The sequence below is a fragment of the Ktedonospora formicarum genome, from assembly GCF_016587355.1.
Taxonomy (GTDB): domain Bacteria; phylum Chloroflexota; class Ktedonobacteria; order Ktedonobacterales; family Ktedonobacteraceae; genus Ktedonobacter; species Ktedonobacter formicarum.
The window spans coordinates 234,187-256,720 of the sequence record NZ_BNJF01000005.1 but is presented as its reverse complement, the minus strand read 5'-3'; the positions used below and the strand labels follow the sequence as shown (position 1 = coordinate 256,720).

Annotated in this window: 24 protein-coding genes; 13 read left to right on the top strand and 11 right to left on the bottom strand. The window is 51.5% G+C overall.

Going from position 1 to position 22,534, the window contains the following annotated elements:
* Positions 1–192 precede the first annotated feature (192 nt).
* Positions 193–1,119 carry a manganese catalase family protein gene (locus tag K3T82_RS37425; protein WP_220198604.1) on the top strand — a complete coding sequence of 309 codons (927 nt, stop codon included), beginning with the start codon at positions 193–195 and terminating at the stop codon, positions 1,117–1,119.
* A 143-nt stretch (positions 1,120–1,262) separates the two neighbouring features.
* Here the strand turns inward: K3T82_RS37425 and K3T82_RS37420 are convergent, their stop codons facing one another.
* Positions 1,263–1,775, bottom strand: a complete 513-nt coding sequence (locus K3T82_RS37420; protein ID WP_220198603.1) for a DUF6789 family protein — start codon at positions 1,773–1,775, stop codon at positions 1,263–1,265.
* Positions 1,776–2,329: 554 nt separating this feature from the next.
* On the opposite strand from K3T82_RS37420, the gene K3T82_RS37415 reads away from it, so the two are divergent.
* The 3 genes from K3T82_RS37415 to K3T82_RS37405 all read left to right on the top strand — a co-directional run bounded on the left by K3T82_RS37415 (position 2,330) and on the right by K3T82_RS37405 (position 4,517).
* On the top strand, positions 2,330–3,646 hold the full coding sequence (locus K3T82_RS37415) for a GAF domain-containing sensor histidine kinase (RefSeq protein ID WP_220198602.1): 1,317 nt from the start codon (positions 2,330–2,332) through the stop codon (positions 3,644–3,646).
* A gap of 90 nt (positions 3,647–3,736) precedes the next feature.
* Positions 3,737–4,015 carry a hypothetical protein gene (locus K3T82_RS37410; protein WP_220198601.1) on the top strand — a complete coding sequence of 93 codons (279 nt, stop codon included), beginning with the start codon at positions 3,737–3,739 and terminating at the stop codon, positions 4,013–4,015.
* 40 nt (positions 4,016–4,055) lie between these two features.
* The gene (locus K3T82_RS37405) at positions 4,056–4,517 is read left to right on the top strand and encodes a GNAT family N-acetyltransferase (RefSeq protein WP_220198600.1); all 462 of its coding nucleotides are present in this window, start codon (positions 4,056–4,058) and stop codon (positions 4,515–4,517) included.
* Between the two features lie 16 nt (positions 4,518–4,533).
* Here the strand turns inward: K3T82_RS37405 and K3T82_RS37400 are convergent, their stop codons facing one another.
* The 3 genes from K3T82_RS37400 to K3T82_RS37390 all read right to left on the bottom strand — a co-directional run bounded on the left by K3T82_RS37400 (position 4,534) and on the right by K3T82_RS37390 (position 6,207).
* A complete protein-coding gene (locus K3T82_RS37400; protein ID WP_220198599.1) occupies positions 4,534–5,013 on the bottom strand; it encodes a GNAT family N-acetyltransferase in 480 nt (159 codons plus the stop codon).
* 33 nt (positions 5,014–5,046) lie between these two features.
* Positions 5,047–5,535: a DUF3291 domain-containing protein gene (locus tag K3T82_RS37395; protein WP_220198598.1), complete on the bottom strand. Its 489-nt coding sequence runs from the start codon at positions 5,533–5,535 to the stop codon at positions 5,047–5,049.
* A 93-nt stretch (positions 5,536–5,628) separates the two neighbouring features.
* The gene (locus K3T82_RS37390; RefSeq protein WP_220198597.1) at positions 5,629–6,207 is read right to left on the bottom strand and encodes a response regulator; all 579 of its coding nucleotides are present in this window, start codon (positions 6,205–6,207) and stop codon (positions 5,629–5,631) included.
* A 260-nt stretch (positions 6,208–6,467) separates the two neighbouring features.
* On the opposite strand from K3T82_RS37390, the gene K3T82_RS37385 reads away from it, so the two are divergent.
* Positions 6,468–7,466: an NAD-dependent epimerase/dehydratase family protein gene (locus K3T82_RS37385; protein ID WP_220198596.1), complete on the top strand. Its 999-nt coding sequence runs from the start codon at positions 6,468–6,470 to the stop codon at positions 7,464–7,466.
* A gap of 41 nt (positions 7,467–7,507) precedes the next feature.
* Here K3T82_RS37385 and K3T82_RS37380 read toward each other — a convergent pair whose 3' ends face one another.
* Entirely contained in the window at positions 7,508–8,248 is a 741-nt protein-coding gene (locus K3T82_RS37380) for an alpha/beta fold hydrolase (protein WP_220198595.1), read from the bottom strand.
* Between the two features lie 359 nt (positions 8,249–8,607).
* Here K3T82_RS37380 and K3T82_RS37375 point away from each other — a divergent pair, with 359 nt between their 5' ends.
* Entirely contained in the window at positions 8,608–8,907 is a 300-nt protein-coding gene (locus K3T82_RS37375; protein ID WP_220198594.1) for a GlsB/YeaQ/YmgE family stress response membrane protein, read from the top strand.
* An 86-nt stretch (positions 8,908–8,993) separates the two neighbouring features.
* On the opposite strand, the gene K3T82_RS37370 is transcribed toward K3T82_RS37375, so the two are convergent.
* Positions 8,994–9,371, bottom strand: a complete 378-nt coding sequence (locus K3T82_RS37370; protein WP_220198593.1) for a cupin domain-containing protein — start codon at positions 9,369–9,371, stop codon at positions 8,994–8,996.
* A gap of 193 nt (positions 9,372–9,564) precedes the next feature.
* Here K3T82_RS37370 and K3T82_RS37365 point away from each other — a divergent pair, with 193 nt between their 5' ends.
* Positions 9,565–10,035 (top strand): MarR family winged helix-turn-helix transcriptional regulator, encoded by a 471-nt coding sequence (locus K3T82_RS37365; RefSeq protein WP_236031807.1) that lies wholly within the window; start codon positions 9,565–9,567, stop codon positions 10,033–10,035.
* Positions 10,036–10,043: 8 nt separating this feature from the next.
* On the opposite strand, the gene K3T82_RS37360 is transcribed toward K3T82_RS37365, so the two are convergent.
* From K3T82_RS37360 to K3T82_RS37350, 3 genes are all read right to left on the bottom strand, one after another.
* On the bottom strand, positions 10,044–10,874 hold the full coding sequence (locus tag K3T82_RS37360; protein ID WP_220198592.1) for an alpha/beta fold hydrolase: 831 nt from the start codon (positions 10,872–10,874) through the stop codon (positions 10,044–10,046).
* Between the two features lie 58 nt (positions 10,875–10,932).
* A complete protein-coding gene (locus K3T82_RS37355) occupies positions 10,933–11,592 on the bottom strand; it encodes a YIP1 family protein (protein ID WP_220198591.1) in 660 nt (219 codons plus the stop codon).
* A 179-nt stretch (positions 11,593–11,771) separates the two neighbouring features.
* Complete coding sequence (locus tag K3T82_RS37350) at positions 11,772–12,578, bottom strand: RIO1 family regulatory kinase/ATPase domain-containing protein (protein ID WP_220198590.1); 807 nt, start codon at positions 12,576–12,578, stop codon at positions 11,772–11,774.
* 556 nt (positions 12,579–13,134) lie between these two features.
* Between K3T82_RS37350 and K3T82_RS37345 the strand changes: the two genes are divergently transcribed.
* A complete protein-coding gene (locus K3T82_RS37345) occupies positions 13,135–13,317 on the top strand; it encodes a hypothetical protein (RefSeq protein WP_220198589.1) in 183 nt (60 codons plus the stop codon).
* A gap of 383 nt (positions 13,318–13,700) precedes the next feature.
* On the opposite strand, the gene K3T82_RS37340 is transcribed toward K3T82_RS37345, so the two are convergent.
* Positions 13,701–14,858, bottom strand: coding sequence for a hypothetical protein (locus tag K3T82_RS37340; protein ID WP_220196968.1), 1,158 nt, complete (start codon positions 14,856–14,858; stop codon positions 13,701–13,703).
* Positions 14,859–15,130: 272 nt separating this feature from the next.
* On the opposite strand from K3T82_RS37340, the gene K3T82_RS37335 reads away from it, so the two are divergent.
* Complete coding sequence (locus K3T82_RS37335; protein ID WP_220198588.1) at positions 15,131–16,405, top strand: MFS transporter; 1,275 nt, start codon at positions 15,131–15,133, stop codon at positions 16,403–16,405.
* A 114-nt stretch (positions 16,406–16,519) separates the two neighbouring features.
* A complete protein-coding gene (locus tag K3T82_RS37330; protein ID WP_220198587.1) occupies positions 16,520–17,929 on the top strand; it encodes a cytochrome P450 in 1,410 nt (469 codons plus the stop codon).
* 50 nt (positions 17,930–17,979) lie between these two features.
* Here the strand turns inward: K3T82_RS37330 and K3T82_RS37325 are convergent, their stop codons facing one another.
* A complete protein-coding gene (locus K3T82_RS37325; protein WP_220198586.1) occupies positions 17,980–18,165 on the bottom strand; it encodes a hypothetical protein in 186 nt (61 codons plus the stop codon).
* A 163-nt stretch (positions 18,166–18,328) separates the two neighbouring features.
* Here K3T82_RS37325 and K3T82_RS37320 point away from each other — a divergent pair, with 163 nt between their 5' ends.
* The 3 genes from K3T82_RS37320 to K3T82_RS37310 all read left to right on the top strand — a co-directional run bounded on the left by K3T82_RS37320 (position 18,329) and on the right by K3T82_RS37310 (position 22,530).
* Complete coding sequence (locus K3T82_RS37320; protein WP_220196968.1) at positions 18,329–19,486, top strand: hypothetical protein; 1,158 nt, start codon at positions 18,329–18,331, stop codon at positions 19,484–19,486.
* A gap of 208 nt (positions 19,487–19,694) precedes the next feature.
* Positions 19,695–21,251: a DUF1800 domain-containing protein gene (locus tag K3T82_RS37315; RefSeq protein ID WP_220198585.1), complete on the top strand. Its 1,557-nt coding sequence runs from the start codon at positions 19,695–19,697 to the stop codon at positions 21,249–21,251.
* A gap of 16 nt (positions 21,252–21,267) precedes the next feature.
* Positions 21,268–22,530, top strand: a complete 1,263-nt coding sequence (locus tag K3T82_RS37310) for a DUF1501 domain-containing protein (protein WP_220198584.1) — start codon at positions 21,268–21,270, stop codon at positions 22,528–22,530.
* The last annotated feature ends 4 nt before the right edge of the window (positions 22,531–22,534 follow it).

The window sequence follows — 22,534 nt, the reverse complement described above, 5'->3', positions numbered from 1 at the left end:
ACATAGAACACAGCAATCTGCTCTGGTGGTTGTTGCATGCAACTATATCGTTTTCGTCAGTGTATGGGGTCGTGTTTTTAGCATAGAGCATGACCAATTTCGTGTTTGCCTATCATGGAGGAGGAGTGTTACTTCAAGAAAGAGATGACAGAGAAACATCTTCAATTCAGGAAAAGGTTGTAAGGAGGAAATATGTTTTTCCATGTACAGAAACTTATCAATGAGATTGTCCCAGATGAGCCTGATCCAGCAGCGGCAAACGCATTGCAAGAGGGACTGGGTGGTCAGTTTGGGGAAATGCGTACGATGATGCAGTATCTTTTCCAGAGCTTTAATTTCCGAGGTAAGGCCAAGCCCTATCTTGATCTTATTCAGGGAGTGGGGATTGAAGAGATCAGTCATGTGGAATTGATTGCGACCACGATCAATCGCCTGGTCGATGGTTCACCACGTTATCAGGGGAAGGCAATGGGCGATGGCGATGGAGGAACTCCATTAGAAATTGCTCTTGATGGCCATGGTAAGAGTAATATCCATCACTGGCTGGTTGCCAGCCAGGGTGCGATGCCGGTGGATGCTGCCGGAAATCCCTGGTCCGGATCATATGTCTACAATAGCGGCAATCTTTCCCTCGATCTGCTGTATAATTTGATGCTGGAGAGTACTGGGCGCTTGCAGAAGTGCCGTTTGTATGAGATGACAAGGAACAAGACAGCACGCTCTACGATCTCCTATTTAATCGTGCGTGATCATGCTCACGAAAATGTCTTTGCGAAGGCCCTGGAATCGCTGGGTGTCAACTGGAACAAGCTGTTACCCATTCCGAACTTTGATGCGACGAAGTTCCCTGAAGTGAAGCAATTAATGGATAAAGGCCTTCACAACCAGCAGTATCATTGGCGCTTGGATGGATCGGAGATGGCGAAGATCATTAAAGGGCAATCTCCATCAACGACTAGCGAACATAATGGCGGAACCTTGCAGGTTCCTGAAAACGCTCCCGTAGGTGCTCCGATTAGCATGGGAGCAGAGCGACCAGAAGAGTTCGCGCCTGGCCTCTCACGTGATATTGAGGCGATGGCGGAGATGGTCGTACAAGCCAGTCGCAAAGTGAACTAAAAATCATTAGGAACTCTTACGGAAAGAGCACTTTTGGATACTCAAATAAGCGGAGCCCTGATCATATGCATATGATCAGGGCTCCGCTTATTTGAGTATATTGTGAGAATGGCACATAGTCAGGAGATTGCATCTCAATGCAATCAACTCACGCGTAGTATATTCTGACGCCACCCGGTCGCTATCAGCCCGGTTGCCCCTCCCCACACCTGATGAGCAACCAGCATCATAACATTGCGATGTAACGGCTCCCGATACGCCGACTCAGCTACACGTAACAGAGGCAAAAGTGCCATATAGCTTCCTATCCACACTAGCAGACCAACTATGCTGCCTTTAATCAGAGGTGATTTTGTTGGAAGTAACCGACATAAAGGAGCATAGAGGATTCCGACTGCTGCGCCATATCCTAAGTGCGCACCCAAGGTCGCAAGCACCGTTTGTCTCTTGCTAAGCTTCCAATGGAGATTGGCCCGACGAGCGATATCATAGGTAATGATTTCTGGTGGCAGACTATAGCGTTGCTCATGAGGTAAGTATCGTTGTGCGAGCAGCATAAAAATGCTCATAGGTATCGTCGCGAGACAGCCCGCAATGGCTCCTGTAACTACAGGGGAGGCAATCAAGGATTTGGTATCAGTCGAGCTTGTAGCCATAGCTGTCTTTCCTCCTCACCAAAGTACTGGATACATATGCAGACACTCTGCATGAATGCTCACTAAGTCTCATCACGTGAACATAGCGTGGTGGGATTCAGTTCTATGTATATTAGAAGGGTTTAACCTCGATGGGATAGTGAGTATTTCACGATGTAATAACGACTTATTTTCTTCATCTTTCCTGCCCAGGAAAGCCCATGCACAAATAGTATATCTTCAAGAAGGGTAAGATTCGTGTTCCCTAATAGGCACATTTTCGATACTGTAAGGTTGAGGAAGAGGAAGTGATGACTATGAATACCTTATTTGCACATTTTTCACGCTTGATGTCTGGGGCGCTTGGTCGTCCTTGGGCCTTTGGTTGCGCTGTCATTTCATTTAAGGGCAGGCATGTTAACAAGGACAAGAAACAAAAGCTTATTTGAACCTCCTAATTAGGACGTGTTTGCCTGGAGAAGTATATATAGTATGTACCAGTGCTTGCGTTCTTTAATTATGGTCGCGTTTGTTTTCCCTTGTACCTTCTTTGTTTATCAGTAGGAGCAAATGTTATGACTCAACGTCCAAAAACGCTCCAGGAGGTTCAATATCAATGTACCCCTCCTGATGTGCGACAAAGAAAGGGGAAAGCCCATATGCCAACTGAACTACTCAAAAACGATAAATTACTTACAACCCTGCAAGATCTGCTTCAATTGCCGGCTACAGATGTAGCCAGTACCTTTCAGCAGACCGCTGAACTCATTACGCAGGCATTAAATGCGGATAAAGTGGATGTCTTTCTCTATGATTCTGACCTCAAGGGTCTTATTGCTTATGGGACAAGTACAACCCCAATAGGCGAGAAACAGAAAGCCGTTGGCTTAGATCGCATGCTCCTCTCCAATGGAGGACGAGTGGCTGAAGTCTATCAAACAGGGCAAATCTACTGGACCGGAGAAGCTCACCATGATCCTCAGGAGCTGCCAGGGGTGAAAGATGTTCTTGGTATCAAGTCGGAGATCATTATTCCCCTCATAGTAAATTCCGAGAAACGGGGCATACTTCTTGTCTCGTCCAGAGTACCTCATCGGTTTAGTCCCGATGATGTGCCTTTCCTTGATGCCATCACCCAATGGGTAGGGATTGTCCTGCATCGGGCGGAACTGGTAGAACAACATACAAGGGATGCTACGGAACAGGCAAAACACGTTGCGGCGGAAGAAATCTTGACCATCATGGCACATGATTTGCGTAACTATCTCACCCCACTGAAAATACGGGTTGACATGTTGAAACGGCGAGCAAGCCGTGATCAGAAGGAAATCTATATGCGCGAATTTCAAGCGCTGGACCTGATCGTCTTAAGATTGAATCGATTAGTGTCCAATCTGCTGGATGTCACCCGTCTCAAACAAGGAATGTTCACGCTCCATCGTCAATCAGTTGATCTGGTAAAAGTTGTGGAAGAGCTGGCTCCCATCTGGGAAACGTCAGAGCATCATATTGTGACGCAGGTACCTGAGCAACTCATTCTGATGGCGGATCGAGATCGACTTGCCCAGGTCATTGAGAATCTGCTTTCCAACGCAACTACCTATGCCGAACCAGATACACCAATTATGCTCACTCTCACCCACGAGCAGCGTATCGACGGTTCCTGGGCCACACTTATGATAAGCAATCAAGGTAATCCGATACCACCAGAGCAGCTTTCATGCTTGTTCCAACTGTTTACCAAAGGGGCTCATTCACAGGGATTAGGATTAGGATTATGGGTCTCTCAATGCATTGCTCAGGCGCATAATGGCACACTGACAGCACGATCTGAGGCTGATTTCATCAATCATTTTATCTTTTCATTACCACTCCAAAACAATGAACCCTGACCAGAAGAACAATGGTTGCTTTGAAGCAGGCAAGCGAGAGGGAAAAGCCTATTGATGTTTTAGATTCTCAGGTTTTTATTGCATCAATTAATGTTTAAACCATATTTCATTAGATTTTTGATTATCAAGTCGTTCCTGCTTGGGCAAGCGCCCTTTCCCTCTAAGCTGGCGTGGCAAAGGAATTTTTTCATTGCGCGGGCGTGGATCAGCGACTTCGTCGAGGCCAATGTTGATAAAGGTCAACCCACCCGCCAGAAGCGCGATACAGATACCAGGGGGCGCGAACCACCACCAGGCTCCTTGTATACTGGCTCACTTAAGCGTGGGCGCAAGCCTTCTACCGAGTTCATTCATCACGAAAGTTGGTAAACCTGGGAAGGGCCTTGTCCCCTTCATGGAGGTAATATGCATGAGTAACTCTGAGATTACCATACGTGCGGCACGCGAAGACGATTTGACCGCAATCGTTGCCTGTGTTCGCTCGGCTTACTCTGTCTATCTTGAGCGCTTAAATGTCTCACCCGCACCGCTCTCCGCCGACTATGCCGCTCTGCTGGCACGCGGGGTTATCTATGTGCTCACGGAACATGATAAGGTACATGGTATCCTTGTCATGTTCCCTCGTGATGCCCACATGTTTATTGAAAACATCGCTGTGGACCCGCGCCACCAGGGGCGTGGGCTGGGGAAAGCGCTAATGGCCTTTGCTGAAGAGCAAACGCGCTCATCTCAGCTTAATGAGATGCGCCTGTACACTCATGAACGCATGACTGAAAATCTACGGCTCTATCACTCACTTGGCTTTGAGGAAACAGATAGACACATAGAAGACCAGTATCATCGTGTCTTCCTACACAAAATACTGGTCTGAGCGTGTCCACTTCGCGCTAAAGGGGAATGGTATACCACTCGGAAGCTATGGTTAGCCCGGCATCGCTGAGCATGGAGCGCTTGGGGTGGTCCAGGTGCGCGCAAACAACGACGACCTGGGCCGCTCCGCGCTTTCGCGCTTCCTCCATCGCGGCATCCAGCAGTTGCCGTCCAGAGCGCAACCATTCCTCATGCTCCTGTACGCAAAAATCGTCGATATTACATGTCAGACCAGGGACATCATAGACAGGGGGTGCTGGCACAAACGAGGCGATCACAAAGCCCTGTACTATCGCGTCGTGCTCATACACCAGGGTTACCACATCCTCACGTTCTATCAGTTTCGCGAACCAGGGCCGCTGTCTCTCAAGCGCATCCGCCGCTGGCTTCCAGAAGACGCTCTGGTAACGCGCGTACTCCTCGCGACGCTGAGCCGCCAGTTCGAGCATCCCGGAAATATCTCTGGCTTCCGCCTGTCGTATAATACTCTCGCTCAAGGTGACATCTCCTCTTTCCCAATATAGAGGCTCTTAGACCATGCACTCATCGGTTACAGGTTCGGGTGCAGCCTGGGGGGAATCGGCGGGCGCGAAGGGCTGCTTATAGGTGAAGGCATAGGAGGTGGGGCCATGCTCTTGCAAGTGCTCAAGACGCTCCTTCGCTTCCTCTGCTGTTGGAATATGCCCCTCTGGAACCCACCAGAGCGCGATATAGACGCCCTCAAAGCGCTCAAACCATTGCCGCCGCTGCTTCATGACATCGCGGTGCGCGCTGGCATAGATGAAGTCGGAGAGTTCTCGCAACGAGGACCACACGGAGAGATTGATGAGGATCATATCGTCCTCATATACACGAAGCGAGGTCGCATCGCCTTCCGATGACTGCAAGCGCCAGACAAAGCCAGGACTGTTATCAGCCAGGGCATTGATCGGTTCAAGCTGATTCACGAATCCTTCCATTAAGGGATCACTCAAGGGTGCTCGCATGCGCCCTATATTGACCTGAGCCAGTTGATACATACTTATACTCTCCTTCTCAAGATGATTATCTTCTTTACTCTATCACATAGGGCAGAAGCAGCGCGAACCGATGTCAAGGCTTTTCTCAGAATTCTATGAGTAGATGCGCTGCCCACAATTGAGACAGTAGTTATCCTCTACCCGCAGTTCGCTACCGCAATAGGGGCAGGGATATGTGCTGGGTAAGTGTTGCGGAGGACGAGGAGGGGAAGACCTCAAAAAGTTCGGGCCATTGGATGGCCTGTTATACGTGTAAGAAGTTCCTCGATTGATCCTATTTGCCGGATTTGGCACCAGTATACGAACCTGCTCCATAAGCTCATTGATCGCAAACGGCTTGGTCATAAAGGCGTCCGCGCCTGCCCTATGAGCTTGTCGCTTTGCTTCTGTATCATCCTTCCAGGTCAAGATCAGGAGGTAGAGCCTTCTCGCGCTATCCTGGGGTCTTAAGCGCTGACAGAAGGCCCACTCATCCAGATCAGGCAGAGTGGGCTCAAGGATAATCAGGTCAGGCTGCGCGCGCTCTACACTCCTTAGACCATCCTCGCCAGATTTGCAGATTTCGACTTCATAATCAGCATTCACTAGCAAGAATTCCAGAAACATCGCAATGTCCCACTGAGGCTCAACGACAAGTACGCGGGGAGCGAGCCTATTATTCTTATTCAGCATGAACATATTATCCTTCGCCTATTCCTTCAATTGCGCTCAGTAAACACAAGCATTACTCTCGCCTATGCTAATAGCATAGGCACTCGTTCGACCTATGCTGATGGCATACCACTTCTCTTCACTGATAATGGACATGAGGGGTATCATTTATATAAGCTTTTGCGCTGGCAAAGCTCAGCACCTACATATACTTGAACGCTGGCTATCTCTGACCAGAGAAGGGATAGTGAAATAAAGATAGTATCAGGAAAGCAGGATATATGAAATTACTTATTCTTGGCGGCACGGGCTTTCTAGGTCGCCATCTCGTAGAGACCGCGCTTGAACGAGGACACACAATTACACTCTTCAATCGAGGACAGACTGATCCCGAACTTTTTCCGCAGGTAGAGCAGATACATGGCAACCGGGCCAATGGCCTCCGCGAGCTAAATGGACGCGCATGGGACGCGGTTATCGATTCTAATGGGCAGGTGCCGCGTCACGTGTCTGAAAGTGCACACTTGCTTGCTGAATACTGCGAACACTATACCTTTATCTCCACCACATCCGTCTATGCAGATTACACAGTCGCGCACATCGATGAGTCCTCGCCAGTTATCCCCTTCGATGATCTAGATGCCGACGCGAGCAATATGGCGACCTATGGTGGACGCAAAGCTCTCGCTGAACGCCTCGCCGCTGAAGCCATGCCAGGGCGCGTGCTAGTCATCCGTCCCGGTCTGATTGTGGGACCTTATGACCCCACGGATCGCTTTACCTACTGGCCCCATCGCGTCACCAAAGGTGGACAGATACTCGCGCCAGACAATCCTGAGCGCCCAGTTCAGTTTATTGACGCGCGTGATCTCGCCGCCTGGACGCTAGCAATGGTTGAATCACGCCAGGTCGGCACCTACAATGCCAAGGGACCCACAGACACTCTCAGCATAGGGCAACTCCTTGAAGCATGTCGCGAGGTTAGTGGCAACGTGGCGAGTTTTACCTGGGTTGATGAAGCCTTCCTCCAGGGGCATGATGTTGCACCTTATAGGCAAATGCCGCTCTGGGTGCCCTCCGAGATGGTTGGCTTCTCGCGGGTTGACTGTCGAAAAGCTATCGCCGCTGGTCTGCGCTTTCGCCCTCTTAAAGAGACTATTCAAGACACACTGACCTGGGATATGAGACGTCCATCAGATTATGTTCTGCGCGCGGGTCTCGCACCTGATCATGAACTTGAACTACTTCGCCAATGGACACTCGCTCGTGATGAGCACTGACAAGGAAGGGTCGCAGGCATCATGCTTGCGACCCTTCATAACTAGCGAGTAAGGTCATAGAGTCGTCTCACAGCTTCCACGTACGCTTCTGGAACCTCTACCATCGGAGTATGACCTGAATCCAGCAGGCGCAATTCGGCGTGGGGTAGATGGTGTACCAATAATTCAGCATGGGCGAGTGTTCGCGCCTGATCATGCTTACCATGCACGACGACCGCTGGCATATTTAGCTTTGGAAGATCCTCTGCCAGATCCACGCTTGACTGACTTTTAAGCACTTCCAGGGCTGCTTCACGTGGTACGCGGTCCGCGTAACCGCTCAAGCGCTGAATGAGAGCTTGATCAGGCTGATAGTAGAAACTGCGGCGCAAGAGACGCTCAAAAAACTCGGGTCCAGTCCCGACCTCAATAGCTTTGATGATGCTGGTTATATCGCCATGCCCTTCCGTGTTGGCTCCTGTATCGACCAGGAGCAAACCTTCCACTAGAGACGGTTCCGTAAGAGCCGCGACCAACGCGATAGGCCCGCCCGTAGAGTGTCCCGCAATCATGACCGGACCGATATTCAGCTCACGTATGAGGGACGCGACTCGCCTCCCAAGCGTGGGTATATCCCACGGACCTGGAGAGGTCATCCAGGATATTGGCACGATTTGTAAGTCTGGTAAGAGCGCCACATCAAACAGGTCAAATATCTCTGGAGAACAATAGGTGCCAGGCACACAAAGTAGAACCGGGCGTCCCCCTTCAGGCTTTCGTGTGACTTCAAGTTGAGATGACATGAGAGCCCCTTCTTCCTGACGAACTCTTTTAAGTAAGCGAAAACCTGGGCGCGAAGCGCTAACCGCCGATCAGGTGGCTTTGGTTTTCGTATAAGCCTTAAGTTTCAACACTAAAAATGCCTTAATGCGAACATGATCCTTCTCAATGGCACACCATGATCGTACCTCTTGATACCATTCCCAATAACTCTACTGTACCACAAAATACAGCTAAGAAAGCTTAGTAGATAGATAAAAATCGGCTTAAAGAGGTTTGGAAAGCCGTTTTGAGCGAAACCATCTAAGGGGGAGCGTTCGTGTCCATATTGTAACTACGAAATAGAAAGATAGACATAAGTAAAGATAGAAGGAGAAAAGATATGGAATTCGCAACAGTAATCGCAGCATCACTTAATCCCGGTGGCATTTTGGCCTGGATCGTCGTTGGCTTGATCGCTGGTTTCCTGGCAGGGCAGGTCATGCGCGGTGGCGGTTACGGAATCGTCGGCGACATCATCATGGGCGTGGTTGGCGCGTTCATCGGTGGCTTGCTGGCTGACTTCCTTCTGCCAAGTGCGAGCTTTGGCTTCTGGGGTAGCATAGTCGTCGCCTTCATCGGCGCCTGTGTAGTGATCGCGATTGTGCGCGCCATTTCCGGCGGCACACGGCGCACGCTATAAAGCGCAATCGACCCACAAAACCATATTATATAAAGAAGAGAACGGACACTTTTAAAGGTGTCCGTTCTCTTCTTTTGTTCTCGCTCCTACCGTGTCCAGGGGGCCGCACCTATCGCGCTTCCATCCTCTTCAAACCCCGTCGCGCCTGCTGGTAGACATACGATTGCCCTGGCAGGCTGCTCACCGCGATTGGAGAGTTGAAACAGCGTCCTCGCGGGTACCGCTATGGCGTCTCCCGAGTGCAGCTCTACTTCCTGATCCTCCATACCTATCGTGAAAGTACCCTCGGTCGCGATAAATATCTCCTCGCGGTCAATTGAGTGCTTCATGCTCATGGCCCCTGGTTCTATGTCCAGACGCCAGGTTACAGTCTCGGTCGCGCCCCGGCTTGGCGCGGTATGGCTCGTAAAGTGAAAACCCGGAACCTGAAACGTAGGTGCATCCACTGCTCTTGTAACAAACATTGTTTTGTCTCCTATCCATGTTAATATAGCTGTTCTTTCAAATCGCTCCTATATAGTCAATTTAGTTGACTAATTGTTATGATACAATAGGACAGGGATATAGTCAAGTAATTTGACTATATCCCTGCCGTTAAGAAACTTGTCGCTTGTATTAGCTGAGAGGTCTATGGTAATAGGAGAGGAGGCACAAGAGATGACTGATATATCAGCCAGTATGTATGGCATGTTCGCGCTATTGAGCATGGCGCTACGCACGCTGGTCGATGAGCTACAGGAACACAGCGCACAGGCCGGTTTTGGCGACGTTCGCCCCGCGCATGGCTTTGTCTTTCAGCGCCTCGCACCTGATGGTGCTACTGGAAACGAGCTTGCCGAACACCTGGGCATCACCAAGCAGGCTGCAAGCCAGATGATAGATTATTTAGAGGAGCGCGGTTATGTGGCACGGCAACCTCACCCCACCGATAAGCGTGGAAAGCTCATTGTCCTCACGTCGAAAGGCTGGGACAATATACACTCAACCGAGGCTATTATGAGCAAGCTTGAGGCGCAATGGGCGAACCTCATAGGGCGCGAGAACCTGGAGCAGTTGCGTTTCAGCCTGCGCCACCTTGTCTTCGCCGCCAATGAGGGCACATTACCCGCGCTCAAACCCATCTGGTGAGACAAGCTCTATCCACGCAAGAAGTCGAGCACAATGCGATTGAACTCATCAGGGCGCTCCATGTTGGGAAAGTGAGCCGTCCCATTTATGACAGCTTTGCGCGCGCCTGCGGTCCCTTTCAGCATATACTCGCTTCCGTTAAGAATATTACCATCATCCAGATCACCGAAGACAACGAGCGTGGGGACATGTAGTTCCGCCAGCCTATCAACGGCGGCGGGACGCAATTCGCGCTCGGACACACGGTTGAAGAAGGCGACCTTGTTCGCCATCGCGATCCGGTTCATGGTGCGCACGCGTTCCCGTATAGAGGGCGCGACCTCTTCGGGGCGACGACGTGGACCCGCGACCCAGTAATCCGCCTCCACATCGGCGGCCCTCTTTGTATCGCCCGCGCGAATGGCGGCGACATGTTCCTCCTGCATGACCCTGGACGCCTCGTCTTGCTGCGCAAAGGCAAATCCATTTGGCGTGCTTGCGACAATACTGAGTGAACGCACCCGGCTTGGATAGACCAGGGCGAAATCCAGCATAGTACATGCCCCCATTGAACAGCCTACAAGATGCGCCCGCTCTATGCCAAGATCATCCAACAAGGCACACAAATCTTCTTCGTGCGCATATTCCCCTTCGACCATCGGTGTCTCACCAAAACCGCGCAGATCGTAGCGCACCACGCGGAAGTGCTCGGCAAAGGCCAAAAACTGCTCGTCCCACATTGACTTATCTGTAAGCCCCGCGTGCGCCAGAATCAGTGGCTCGCCCGTACCTGCAATCTCATACGCGATGCGTGTCCCATTCACCTCGGCAAAACCCAAACGATGCTGACCATCACTCACAATATGCTTCTCCTTCTAAGATGTAAGCCATTTTTGAGTATCATCTCATAATATACTATTACAAAATGATAATGCTGAGAAAGATAACCAGTGGGAGCGAGAACAACACCAGTAACAACACACAAACCACAGCTCGACTCTGGCTCAATCCGTGCACCGCCTTTAAGGCAAGGGCTTGTAGCACCGCAGTATAGAGCTGAATTGCAATGGAGATAACACTACAGGCAATAGCAATCCAGGATATCTCACCAAACGAGATGATACCTGGAATATCATTAATAATGGCTGAAAGCAACAGAAGTGGCACCTGAAAGAGCAGATTCGTATAGAGCATCGTGAGGAACTTCCCTCGTCCGCCAAGCAGATACGTCAGCCAGTGAAGCACACCGATACCCACAAGCATGAAGAATGGGATAGCAAGCACATTCACGACTACCCCTGATTCTGACGCAAAGGACCAGATTGATTGAAGCATGCTTGTATGCTTAAGGGTTCTTAACAGGTAAAAGAGATAATCTATCACGCTGACAAGGAGCAAGAGCGCGGTTAGCTGAACACAGATCATAGACCAGCGCGCCTGGTCCATTACCTCTAGCAGGGTACGCGTGCCTGGTTTCACTACCACCTTGAGGCACTGAAGTGGAAGCCTACGAATTTCGGGAGGCAGCAATGCTATATCACTGGCATAAGCATCTATGTTATCATACGGGGGATGCATTTTTATCTCCTTTTGTTTTGTTTTTCTACAATAGAGACGATCTGCCAATATCATCTCTCAAAAGCTGACTGAAACATCAGACACATGCCGGTTCATCATAAATGTGAGGTATAGCCATCCTCCCAATATATAGCAGGGCGCTCGTTGTAGTTGAGCGCCCTGCATTTTCTTTGTGCCAGCTACAATTGTGAGTTCTTGAAGCGGTGCCAGAGGCGGTTAGCCAGCTCGCCGCTATCGCGCCGCAAGCCGTAGCGTCCGATATACTTGCAGACATTATCGATGTCGCGCGCCAGCAACGTGAAGGCGTGTGAGTTAACGCGTGGGTCAACGGCCTGGGGGAAATCGATGATGGTTACTTTCCCCTCCCAATACAGGATGTTATAGGCCGAGAGGTCACCATGCACGACGTTATGCGCCAGCCAGAGCTCGATATTATCCATCAGACGAGCGAAGGTGGGATATACTTCATCGGGAGTGAGTTGGACATGTTGTAGAGCAGGAGCGGGTTGCTGTGGCTCTCCTAGATACTCCATCAGGATAGCGTTGCCATTGTGCGCGATGGGCCTGGGAATAGTCGCACCCGCCTTGTAGAGCATCGTAAGCATCGCGAATTCGTGCGCGATCCACATACTGAACTGCGCTTCCCGACCCACATCCGACTTGTTCTTCAGGGCGCGCTTGATACGCTGGTCCCCGATAAAACGCCCTTCCTGGTACATTGAGTCGTTCTTGAAGCCACGGTTGTTACGCGAGCGGTAGACCTTGGCTGCTATATAGGGTACATCCTGCGAAGGGTGCGCGCGACAGCAATAGACAGTCGCCTCTTTGCCGCTCTTGACTTCATGAATTATCTCACTGATTAAGGCATCTGCGAAAAATGAATCTAACGATGAGCGAATGGGATCTTCTACTTCTTCCTCGCGCTCTTGCAGAGCCTCAAGTTCCTCTTGCTCTTCAAGCGCGCGTAATAGCTTGCGTTTGGACAATGGATACTCCTTGTTGTAATCAATAGACAGCAATTATTGTTGTTTTTTGCAGGGATGTTGTTGTGCATTTGTCACCTCTCTTCACATTGGCCCACTTTTTGGGCAAAAGAAAAGAGGCCATGAGCATCACGCTCACAGCCTCTCTTTACGCAATAAAAAAAGACCATCCTTCATGAGATGGCCTGTCGTCTGTCTATAGCTTCGCTAGCTTATACTTGCTTCCTAGCAGGAGTGGAGATGGCCTTCTCAGAGACGCGATGCAAATGAGGTGTGATAAGTTCTTTTCCCATCTGACACGTCCTTTCTCTCGGAACGCCAGGCGCTCCGGACCTCTCTACTCAAGTATGAGCTTAGCATATCAAATCCGACGCCTTACTGTCAAGGCTCTCGTAGAAGAAAGTGTAATTCACATTTTTGTGTCGAACTCATCCTGGGACAGAGGAAAGATGTGGGGAAGAAGTTAGTCAATCTGACAGAAAAGAAGAGCGAAGCTACAACAATTGGGAGTAGAGCGTATATTCACTTCCTATGTTCTGGTGCCCCCAGGTGGAGCCCTGTGGGGCCCCACCTGGAAGACCGAACGTCGTTCAGCCGTTCACCGACGGATCTGCTCCCGCTCCGGGCAGCAGCAGACGTCGCCGCTGTCGTGCGTGTGGTACTTCCGGGTGCACTGCTGGTGGCGGCGCTCCTCGCAGTTACTGCACATGGTCACTCCTCGCTTATGCGCGATCGGTACTGAACGGTTGAGTAGCCTATCTCTTCCAACAATGGACGTCGAAACAAACAAGCGACTCGTTTATAGTCCTTCCATTCCTCCGCGAAACTTCAGCGATCTGGAAATATGGAAACGAGAGCGAGCAAGCCCTCATTAGTCTCATCAAAGACAAGGACCAGATGAATCAGAAGCCTATCTTAATAGATAGGCAGCTATTTATCAATATAATAGCACGTTAAGCCTATTTTATATTAGATTTAGTCATTCGCTCTCTTTCTATTTTTTCTATTAAGCTGCAAATTTACTTCTTATGATCCCTAAAAGAACAATCTTAGAAAGTCGTTATTATTTGCTAAAAAGTGTAGCTCACCCACATCCGGTACAGCCCCACTAACCGGTGAACGTGCTCAAGCGAGCTTGCGGGGACGCCCTCGCGGTCGCTTGGGCACCGTTGGATCAGGCAACGGGCGTGAGCGAGGACGTCCCCGCCGTTTCGGCTCAACCCAAGGTGCTGGAGCAATCTTGAAGGTCAACACCTCGCCAATGCCCCAGATATGATTGGTGAGGCCTGACGCCATCGCTGGCGTACAAGGAAACCCGAAATGCTTGGCCGAACTCAATTCGTGGTGTGCAAAGCACAAATTGTAGGTGCAGCCGAGCAGATACATGCCCGTTTCCAGCGCGTGTACACGATGGGCCGCATGGCGACATTTACGCGTGAGGCTCGCGAGCCGTTCGCGCATGGTCCCATTGAAGCGCTCGATAAAAGCGGTGTTGAGCACTGTTCCGCCTCGTGACTGCTGTAACAGCTTTTCGGCTGAAGACAGCAGACCTTGTGTCATTCTCCGCGTGATTTCCACTACACGCTTTTTCTCCGTGCGCTTGATGACCGTTGCAATCACGATGTCAGGCCACGGCATCAAGCATGCTCTTCCTTTGCCTGCGGTCTTTTTCACCTTTTCACGGAAAGCTCGACGAATGCTGCCCGGATACGATGCCCATCCATCCGTGCAGACCAGTAGCGTCCGCAACGATTGGCTGCACGCTCGCACCTGCCGCAGAAGGCAATCAGCGAGCTGGTTATCGCGCCTTCGGCTCACTACCCCAGCCAGCCACAGACGCGTTGAGACCATCATCGCTAACCCCATCCAGGCAACCATTTGACGCCCTTTCACCCGGATCTCATCGGCCTGCACATGCACTAGATCAAGCTGTCCTTGCTGCACGATCGCCTCATGGACCTGCTTGCAGTGCTCGCCTGCTCGATCACGCCAACTGGCGACGGTGCGTTCGTCTAACCCAAACGCCTGCACAATGGCCTGGACCGGACAACCATAGGCCACTAACGTCATCACAATGATCACCAGGCTCGCTGGCCTGCGTAGGCCTTCCAGCATCGTCCCTTTGCGGGCACTAAAGGTCTTTCGACACATCTGACATCGATATCGTGGTCGCTTGCGTCCATGAATACTGATGTTTCCTGCCCCTTTTTTGCCTCTTGCGCAACACATCTCGTTCGGGCAAAATTGAGAGGATGCGTCCATTGGCTCTGTACTTTTTTGCATAAGCGCAGCATCTCTTTGGACGCTGCTTTTTTCAAGCTTTCCTGACCTTTTCACCAGTTAGCGCAGTGCTACCCCACATCCTAGCTCTCAAATATATCCTTTTGTTAAAAGGATATATTTTTGTAATCTTTCCTAAGAATTTCTTGACATTGATAAACTATCATGCTAATATAATTTTAGCTTAGTTATTAAGTTAAATTTTCATGATCTTGTTTTAAAAGATTAACAAAATACAAAATCATCAAGCTTTATGATTAAGAAAGGGTTGCTCAATGTTTGCCATCTTTAAAAATCGCAATTTTAGCTTGCTATGGCTTGGGCAAGTGATTTCGATGTGTGGTGACTTTTTTATGTATATCGCGGTACCATACTTCGTCTACCAGCTCACGGGGTCGGTCTTGCAAACGGGTATCACAGTTATTGCTGAGACTCTCCCCAGGGTCCTGCTCAGTTCGCTGGCTGGAGTCTTCGTAGACCGCTGGAATCGTCGCTGGACTATGCTGACCGCCGATCTCTTACGGGCCGTCGTTCTCTTACTCATGCTGCTGGTACATAGCGCGGACCAACTCTGGCTCATCTATGTCGCGATAGCCACACAGGCCATCATCTCACAGTTCTTCACGCCTGCATCGATGGCTCTCATTCCATCACTGGTCGAGCAAGAACAACTTATGGCCGCGAACTCACTCTCATCGCTAGGACAATCGATAACCCGTTTGATCGGGCCAGCGGTTGGCGGCATCCTCTTCACCGCGCTGGGCCTTACTGGAACAGTTTTGATGGATAGCGCTACTTACGTCTTTTCCGCCCTGATGATTCTGTGCCTTTCGCTTCCCACGTCTGCTTCTGTAAACAAAGCGACTGAACAGAAAGAACGTGTGACAGTGGGTGCGGCGGTCAAGCATCTTTGGGAAGAGTGGGCAGCGGGACTTCGACTTATCAGAGGCAGTCAGACACTGGTTGGCATCTTTGTGACAATGTGTGTGTTTATGCTTGGGCAAGGGATTATCCAGGTTATGTTTGTGATCTTCGTCAGAAATGTTATACATGGTGACGCGATGATCTACGCCTGGATCTTAACCTCGCAGGGGATTGGCTCAATTCTTGGCGCTTTGCTAAACGGGGTGTTCAGCAAGTGGCTAAGACCTGGCTATCAGATCGCCCTGGGTGGTCTGGTCTCGGGAGGCGCCATCCTGGCTGTGATTTCCTTCCCTGATCCTATAATAGCCATGATCCTCACCGGAATCGTAGGTGTCTTCTCGGTCGGCTTCATCATCACGCTCTACACACTGCTCCAGACCGGAGCTGAGGATCGCTATCGCGGTCGAGTGTTTGGAACACTCGAAACTGTGATGTCGCTTGCAACGCTCATCAGCATGACACTGAGTAGCAGCTTTGGCGATAGCCTGGGTGCTATCCTCTGGATGGCAATTTCGGGAACGCTGATCCTGGTATCGGGCGGCATTGCCCTCTTTATCCTGCGCCAGGCTCGCCTCCCACAGGCGGAACAGCCTACAGTGGAGAAGGATTTGGAGCTGTCTCTCTAACGCTCAAAGTCCCCCATGCAGTTCTTGAAAAGGGCTGCATGGACTTCTACCCATATCACTCCGGCTCATTTCAATCAATGCCTTATCATTCTTTTCAATGAGGGAGATAATCTTATGGCAACAAATATCGCTGCACAGCGCACTCTTCCTGGTCCAGCAACGTTGCCCCTGATTGGCGGCTGGTCAACTATGCTTAAAATATTTAGCGACCCATGTACCTACTCGCGCCAACTGCGTGATACCTATGGCGATATCGTCGCTATGAAGCGTGGCGATCCCAAGTATGTCTTTGCCTTTGGCCCTGAATACAACTTCCAACTGCTTTCACAACCCGCACTCTTCGAGGCTGGGAAAGGAACAATCTTGAAGGTGCCAAAAGACACTGCCTGGAGCCGTCTCCAGTTATCGAATCTCTTGAGCATGAACGGCGAGCATCACAAACGGCATCGCCATTTGATGCAACCAGCCTTCCATAAACGGCAGATTGGACTGTATCGCGACGACATGGCAGCCCTCACAGAGCGTCTACTTGAGCGCTGGCAAGCTCTCGACCAGATCAACCTGCACGCGGAAATGCAGAACCTTACCCAGCGTATCACAGTCAAGACACTGTTCGGGCTGGAAGATGAGCAGAAAATCGATCAGATCGCAACCCTCCTGCAACAGATGGAGGCTTCGCAGGCCTGGTTACTGCTCCCCATACTGATTGATATTCCAGGAACGCCCTATCATCGGATGCTCAGGCTGGCGGAGCAGCTAGAAAACTTTATCCGTAGTTTGATCACACAAAAGCGCTCAGAGACTGAGAGCAATGATGTGCTGGCAGCGCTGGTACGCGCGCACGATGAAGACGGGGTTAGCCTTACCGATGAGGAGTTAATCAGTCAGACGTTTACCTTATATGCCGCAGGGCATATGACCACATCGACCGCACTGACATGGACCATCTTCTTACTGCATCAGCACCCCGACATCCAGGCGGATCTGCTCACGGAACTCGATAGTAAGCTACATGGAGAGGCTCCTACACTTGAGTCGCTTCCACAACTACCCTTGCTTGATGGCGTTATTAAGGAGAGCCTGCGTATGCTGCCACCGGCTCCTACAAGCATGCGCATTGCGGCAGCTTCCTGTGAGGTCGGTGGCTACACACTCCCCAAAGGCTCGACGATTTTCTTCAGCCCATTCCTTACCCACCGCTTACCAGAACTATATGAAAACCCAGATCGTTTTCAGCCGCGCCGCTGGGAAACGCTAAGTCGAACGCCGTACGAGTATCTCCCGTTCGCTGCGGGAGTACATCGATGCATCGGCGCGGAATTCGCTCTTATGGAGATGAAAGTCGTGCTGGCAATGTTGCTACAGCGCTACCGCCTCGCGCTCATACCTGATACCATAGTTGAACCTAAAGGTAGCAATCTGGACCCGGTGCGCGGGATGCCCATGCGTATCCTTCCCCAGGATCGACGCTTTGAGCGCGTCCCCGTTCGCGGCAACATCCATCACTTGATCGAAGGAATATAGGAAAAAATAAGCAGCATTCCATTGTGAAGCGCTTCACAATGGAATGCTGCTTATTTTTTCTCGGCCTCGATACGCGCGATTTCGACGCGTGCTTGCTGTACCTCGCGCACAATGAAGTATGTCGCCACCGCCCAGGCTATCGATACTACCGCCGACATCAAGGGAACTGTTAAAGCTAACAACTCTCCAACACTATATCCCTGCTTCTCCTGAGCACCTAAAGTCCTATTTTTCATGCTTTCTTCCTTTTATCGCTATCAGATCATTTCTAGCATCGGCGAATATTGCCCATAATACCTGAATTAGAGTGGATGTGGCAAGTGACAGGTAGCACTGCGCTAACTGGTGAAAAGGTCAGGAAAGCTTGAAAAAAGCAGCGTCCAAAGAGATGCTGCGCTTATGCAAAAAAGTACAGAGCCAATGGACGCATCCTCTCAATTTTGCCCGAACGAGATGTGTTGCGCAAGAGGCAAAAAAGGGGCAGGAAACATCAGTATTCATGGACGCAAGCGACCACGATATCGATGTCAGATGTGTCGAAAGACCTTTAGTGCCCGCAAAGGGACGATGCTGGAAGGCCTACGCAGGCCAGCGAGCCTGGTGATCATTGTGATGACGTTAGTGGCCTATGGTTGTCCGGTCCAGGCCATTGTGCAGGCGTTTGGGTTAGACGAACGCACCGTCGCCAGTTGGCGTGATCGAGCAGGCGAGCACTGCAAGCAGGTCCATGAGGCGATCGTGCAGCAAGGACAGCTTGATCTAGTGCATGTGCAGGCCGATGAGATCCGGGTGAAAGGGCGTCAAATGGTTGCCTGGATGGGGTTAGCGATGATGGTCTCAACGCGTCTGTGGCTGGCTGGGGTAGTGAGCCGAAGGCGCGATAACCAGCTCGCTGATTGCCTTCTGCGGCAGGTGCGAGCGTGCAGCCAATCGTTGCGGACGCTACTGGTCTGCACGGATGGATGGGCATCGTATCCGGGCAGCATTCGTCGAGCTTTCCGTGAAAAGGTGAAAAAGACCGCAGGCAAAGGAAGAGCATGCTTGATGCCGTGGCCTGACATCGTGATTGCAACGGTCATCAAGCGCACGGAGAAAAAGCGTGTAGTGGAAATCACGCGGAGAATGACACAAGGTCTGCTGTCTTCAGCCGAAAAGCTGTTACAGCAGTCACGAGGCGGAACGGTGCTCAACACCGCTTTTATCGAGCGCTTCAATGGGACCATGCGCGAACGGCTCGCGAGCCTCACGCGTAAATGTCGCCATGCGGCCCATCGTGTACACGCGCTGGAAACGGGCATGTATCTGCTCGGCTGCACCTACAATTTGTGCTTTGCACACCACGAATTGAGTTCGGCCAAGCATTTCGGGTTTCCTTGTACGCCAGCGATGGCGTCAGGCCTCACCAATCATATCTGGGGCATTGGCGAGGTGTTGACCTTCAAGATTGCTCCAGCACCTTGGGTTGAGCCGAAACGGCGGGGACGTCCTCGCTCACGCCCGTTGCCTGATCCAACGGTGCCCAAGCGACCGCGAGGGCGTCCCCGCAAGCTCGCTTGAGCACGTTCACCGGTTAGTGGGGCTGTACCCAAGTGACATAGTGTCGTCAGAATTGCTCGATATTACGTCAATCTTGCGCAAAGCTGTAGCTCACCTTGAATCTTTCTTGAGATTTGCCTGCTAGAATAAAGGCCAGATAGATCAAAGGGATCGCTTACAATGAGAGCAAATGGACATTATGTCCTATTAATAGGAGGATTGCCGACACATGGATGCATACGAGCAACCTACAATACCTGATCACGGCCAATCCACCGCCCAGGCACCGACGAAGCAGGGAATCTCACGGCGTAAAGCGTTGGGACTGGGCGCCGCAGGTCTTTTGGGAGTGGGGGCAATTGGCGCGGGAGGATTCGCGTTAGAGCACTGGTGGCAGGAAAGCCAGTCCCAGAGCCCAACCGCACAGAAACAGATTGGGCACCTGTTGCGCAAAGCAGGCTTCGGCATGAGCGATCAGGAGCGGCAGGCGTATGCGGGCTATGGCTTTGAAGATAGCGTTGACCGCCTGCTCAACTATCAGCAGGTTAATGATAGCGCGATGGAGCAGCGCCTATCGCAGCTCCATTTGGATATGAATAAGCCTGCGGATCAGCAACAGTGGTGGCTCATGCGGATGGCCTGGACTCAGCGTCCCTTGTTGGAGAAGATGACGCTCTTCTGGCATGGTGTTCTGGTGAGCAGTTACCGCAAAGTCGGCGGGAAGACTGGCTTTCAGCGCATGATTGTGCAGAATAACTTCCTGCGCGCTCATGCCTTCGATACCTACGACAATATTCTGACGGGCATTACGGCTGATCCCGCCATGCTAGTCTATCTCGATCTTGCGAAAAGCAGCAATAAGCAACCCAATGAGAATTACGCTCGCGAGTTGATGGAACTCTTCACGCTCGGCCTGGGTCACTACACCCAGCAGGATGTCTTCAATGGCGCTGCGGCTCTGACCGGTTGGCGCTTGAATCGTACCGATCCCCTAAAATCGATCTATAGACCAGCATTGCACAATGATCTGCAAAAGACCTTCCTTGGACACACAGGAAAGCTTGATTACAAGGATATCATCAACACCCTGACCAACCATCCCGCGCTCCCCTGGTTTATCTGTGGCAAGCTCTTTACCTTCTTCGTCTACGAAAACCCGAGCAAAGAGGACCTCCAGCCCCTCGTTGATGCCTATAACCAGAGCAAGCATAACATGGGCGCGGTTATGAAGGCCCTTCTCCTCTCGCCCCAGTTCTCCTCAGAGAAGGCATATCGTAGCCGCCTCAAGTCACCGGTTGAGTTCACCGTAGGAGCCTATCGCGCGCTCGGAGTAAATGGAGGCGGCAAGGGTCTGCCAGCGATCACCGTCAACATGGGCCAGGAACTCTTTGATCCACCCAACGTCTCAGGCTGGCCCGGCGACAAAGTAAGCTCAGCCTGGCTCAATAGCGGCACCTGGATGACCCGCCTGAACTATATCAACATGCTGCTCTCGGGACCACAGAAGGGCGCGAAGAAGATCAACCCAGGGACCATCGATCTACAGGACATTATCAACAAGCAGAAGATCGATTCGCCGGAGCACTTTGTCGCATACTTCACTGGCTTCCTGCTCGACGGCAATCTGCCCCAGGAGCGCAAGGACGCCCTGACAAACTATCTAACCACAACAAAGGCCAGCGGTAAGGGCAATATCACATTTTCAGGTGGTAAGAGCTACCCTCTCAATAGCGTGTGCGGCACACTCTACCTGCTTATGACATCCCCGGAATATCAATTGAACTAGAAAGGATAAAAGGCTCATGAAATTCTCACGGCGAACTATGATTAAAGATGGGATGCTGGTTGTATCCGCTGGAATGGTCATGCCGGGCGTGTTCAGTCGAGGTATCGCCTCCGCCAAGACGCTCTCATCGCAGGGCGCACGCTTCTCACAGGCCGCGACAGACAAGACATTAATCGTGGTACAGATGGCTGGCGGCAACGATGGCCTTAATACAGTCATTCCCTACACGGACTCCAACTACTTCAAGATGCGCCCGACTCTGGCAATCCCCGATAGCAAGACACTCCACCTGGATAACCGCCTCGGCCTGCATCCCGAACTGGCACCTCTCAAGAAGCTCTGGGATAGCGGGCACATGGCTATCGTCGAGGGCGTTGGCTACCCCAACTCTAGCCTATCGCACTTCCAGGCCATGGATGTCTGGCAAACGCTGGACCTCAACGGAGGTGGACGCGAAGGCTGGCTGGGTAAGCTCGTTAGCGGATGGGTCGACAAAGATGGGCACCCCTTCAAGTCGCTGAACGTGGATACGCAGACGGTTCAGGCGCTCCAATCCATCAGCGCCCAGGTGCCTACCTTGAAGACCGTCAATAGCTATCGCGTCAATGCTGATCCTAGCGACAAGGATGGCGGCACTAGCCGCTTGCAAACGCTCATGAAGCTCTATTCCACCTATCCTAAATCCGCTCCATACGCGGCCCTGCTCGAAGCTACAGCGGTAAATGCGCAGGAGGGCAGTCGCCAGCTACATGAGGCTGCTTCCAACTATACGCCCCAGGTGCAATACCCAGAGGGACCGTTCGCCGCCGGACTACAAATCCTGGCGGAAACTATCGTTCAGGGTCTTGGTCTACGCGTGGGTTATGTTACACTTGGCGGCTTCGACACACACGCGAACCAGTCGGAAGACCACGCGCAGTTAATGAAGACTCTGGGTGAGGGGCTCCTAGCCTTCTATAGCGACCTTCAAGCTCACGGTAAGGCCGACAACGTAGTTGTTATGACATGGTCGGAGTTTGGGCGCAGGGTGGAGGAGAATGGTAGCCAGGGAACCGACCACGGGACCGCCGCGCCGCTCTTCGTACTTGGGAACGCCGTGACGCAGGGCATCTATGGCGAACCTCCCAGCCTGACCAGCCTGGATGACGCTGGCAACCTGAAATATACCGTCGATTTCCGCTCCGTCTACGCGACCGTGCTTGATCGCTGGCTTGGAGCTTCCTCTAAAGACGTGCTCGGCGGCACCTACGGCTCACAAAACTTCTTGCCCCAGGTTTAACCCC

What these genes read in the sequence shown, in the direction of transcription:
- K3T82_RS37425 (WP_220198604.1), top strand. Translation starts at nt 193, where the DNA reads ATGTTTTTCCATGTACAGAAACTTATCAATGAGATTGTCCCAGATGAG.
- K3T82_RS37420 (WP_220198603.1), bottom strand. Translation starts at nt 1,775, where the DNA reads ATGGCTACAAGCTCGACTGATACCAAATCCTTGATTGCCTCCCCTGTA.
- K3T82_RS37415 (WP_220198602.1), top strand. Translation starts at nt 2,330, where the DNA reads ATGACTCAACGTCCAAAAACGCTCCAGGAGGTTCAATATCAATGTACC.
- K3T82_RS37410 (WP_220198601.1), top strand. Translation starts at nt 3,737, where the DNA reads ATGTTTAAACCATATTTCATTAGATTTTTGATTATCAAGTCGTTCCTG.
- K3T82_RS37405 (WP_220198600.1), top strand. Translation starts at nt 4,056, where the DNA reads ATGAGTAACTCTGAGATTACCATACGTGCGGCACGCGAAGACGATTTG.
- K3T82_RS37395 (WP_220198598.1), bottom strand. Translation starts at nt 5,535, where the DNA reads ATGTATCAACTGGCTCAGGTCAATATAGGGCGCATGCGAGCACCCTTG.
- K3T82_RS37390 (WP_220198597.1), bottom strand. Translation starts at nt 6,207, where the DNA reads ATGCTGAATAAGAATAATAGGCTCGCTCCCCGCGTACTTGTCGTTGAG.
- K3T82_RS37385 (WP_220198596.1), top strand. Translation starts at nt 6,468, where the DNA reads ATGAAATTACTTATTCTTGGCGGCACGGGCTTTCTAGGTCGCCATCTC.
- K3T82_RS37380 (WP_220198595.1), bottom strand. Translation starts at nt 8,248, where the DNA reads ATGTCATCTCAACTTGAAGTCACACGAAAGCCTGAAGGGGGACGCCCG.
- K3T82_RS37375 (WP_220198594.1), top strand. Translation starts at nt 8,608, where the DNA reads ATGGAATTCGCAACAGTAATCGCAGCATCACTTAATCCCGGTGGCATT.
- K3T82_RS37370 (WP_220198593.1), bottom strand. Translation starts at nt 9,371, where the DNA reads ATGTTTGTTACAAGAGCAGTGGATGCACCTACGTTTCAGGTTCCGGGT.
- K3T82_RS37365 (WP_236031807.1), top strand. Translation starts at nt 9,565, where the DNA reads ATGACTGATATATCAGCCAGTATGTATGGCATGTTCGCGCTATTGAGC.
- K3T82_RS37355 (WP_220198591.1), bottom strand. Translation starts at nt 11,592, where the DNA reads ATGCATCCCCCGTATGATAACATAGATGCTTATGCCAGTGATATAGCA.
- K3T82_RS37340 (WP_220196968.1), bottom strand. Translation starts at nt 14,858, where the DNA reads ATGCAAAAAAGTACAGAGCCAATGGACGCATCCTCTCAATTTTGCCCG.
- K3T82_RS37335 (WP_220198588.1), top strand. Translation starts at nt 15,131, where the DNA reads ATGTTTGCCATCTTTAAAAATCGCAATTTTAGCTTGCTATGGCTTGGG.
- K3T82_RS37330 (WP_220198587.1), top strand. Translation starts at nt 16,520, where the DNA reads ATGGCAACAAATATCGCTGCACAGCGCACTCTTCCTGGTCCAGCAACG.
- K3T82_RS37325 (WP_220198586.1), bottom strand. Translation starts at nt 18,165, where the DNA reads ATGAAAAATAGGACTTTAGGTGCTCAGGAGAAGCAGGGATATAGTGTT.
- K3T82_RS37320 (WP_220196968.1), top strand. Translation starts at nt 18,329, where the DNA reads ATGCAAAAAAGTACAGAGCCAATGGACGCATCCTCTCAATTTTGCCCG.
- K3T82_RS37315 (WP_220198585.1), top strand. Translation starts at nt 19,695, where the DNA reads ATGGATGCATACGAGCAACCTACAATACCTGATCACGGCCAATCCACC.
- K3T82_RS37310 (WP_220198584.1), top strand. Translation starts at nt 21,268, where the DNA reads ATGAAATTCTCACGGCGAACTATGATTAAAGATGGGATGCTGGTTGTA.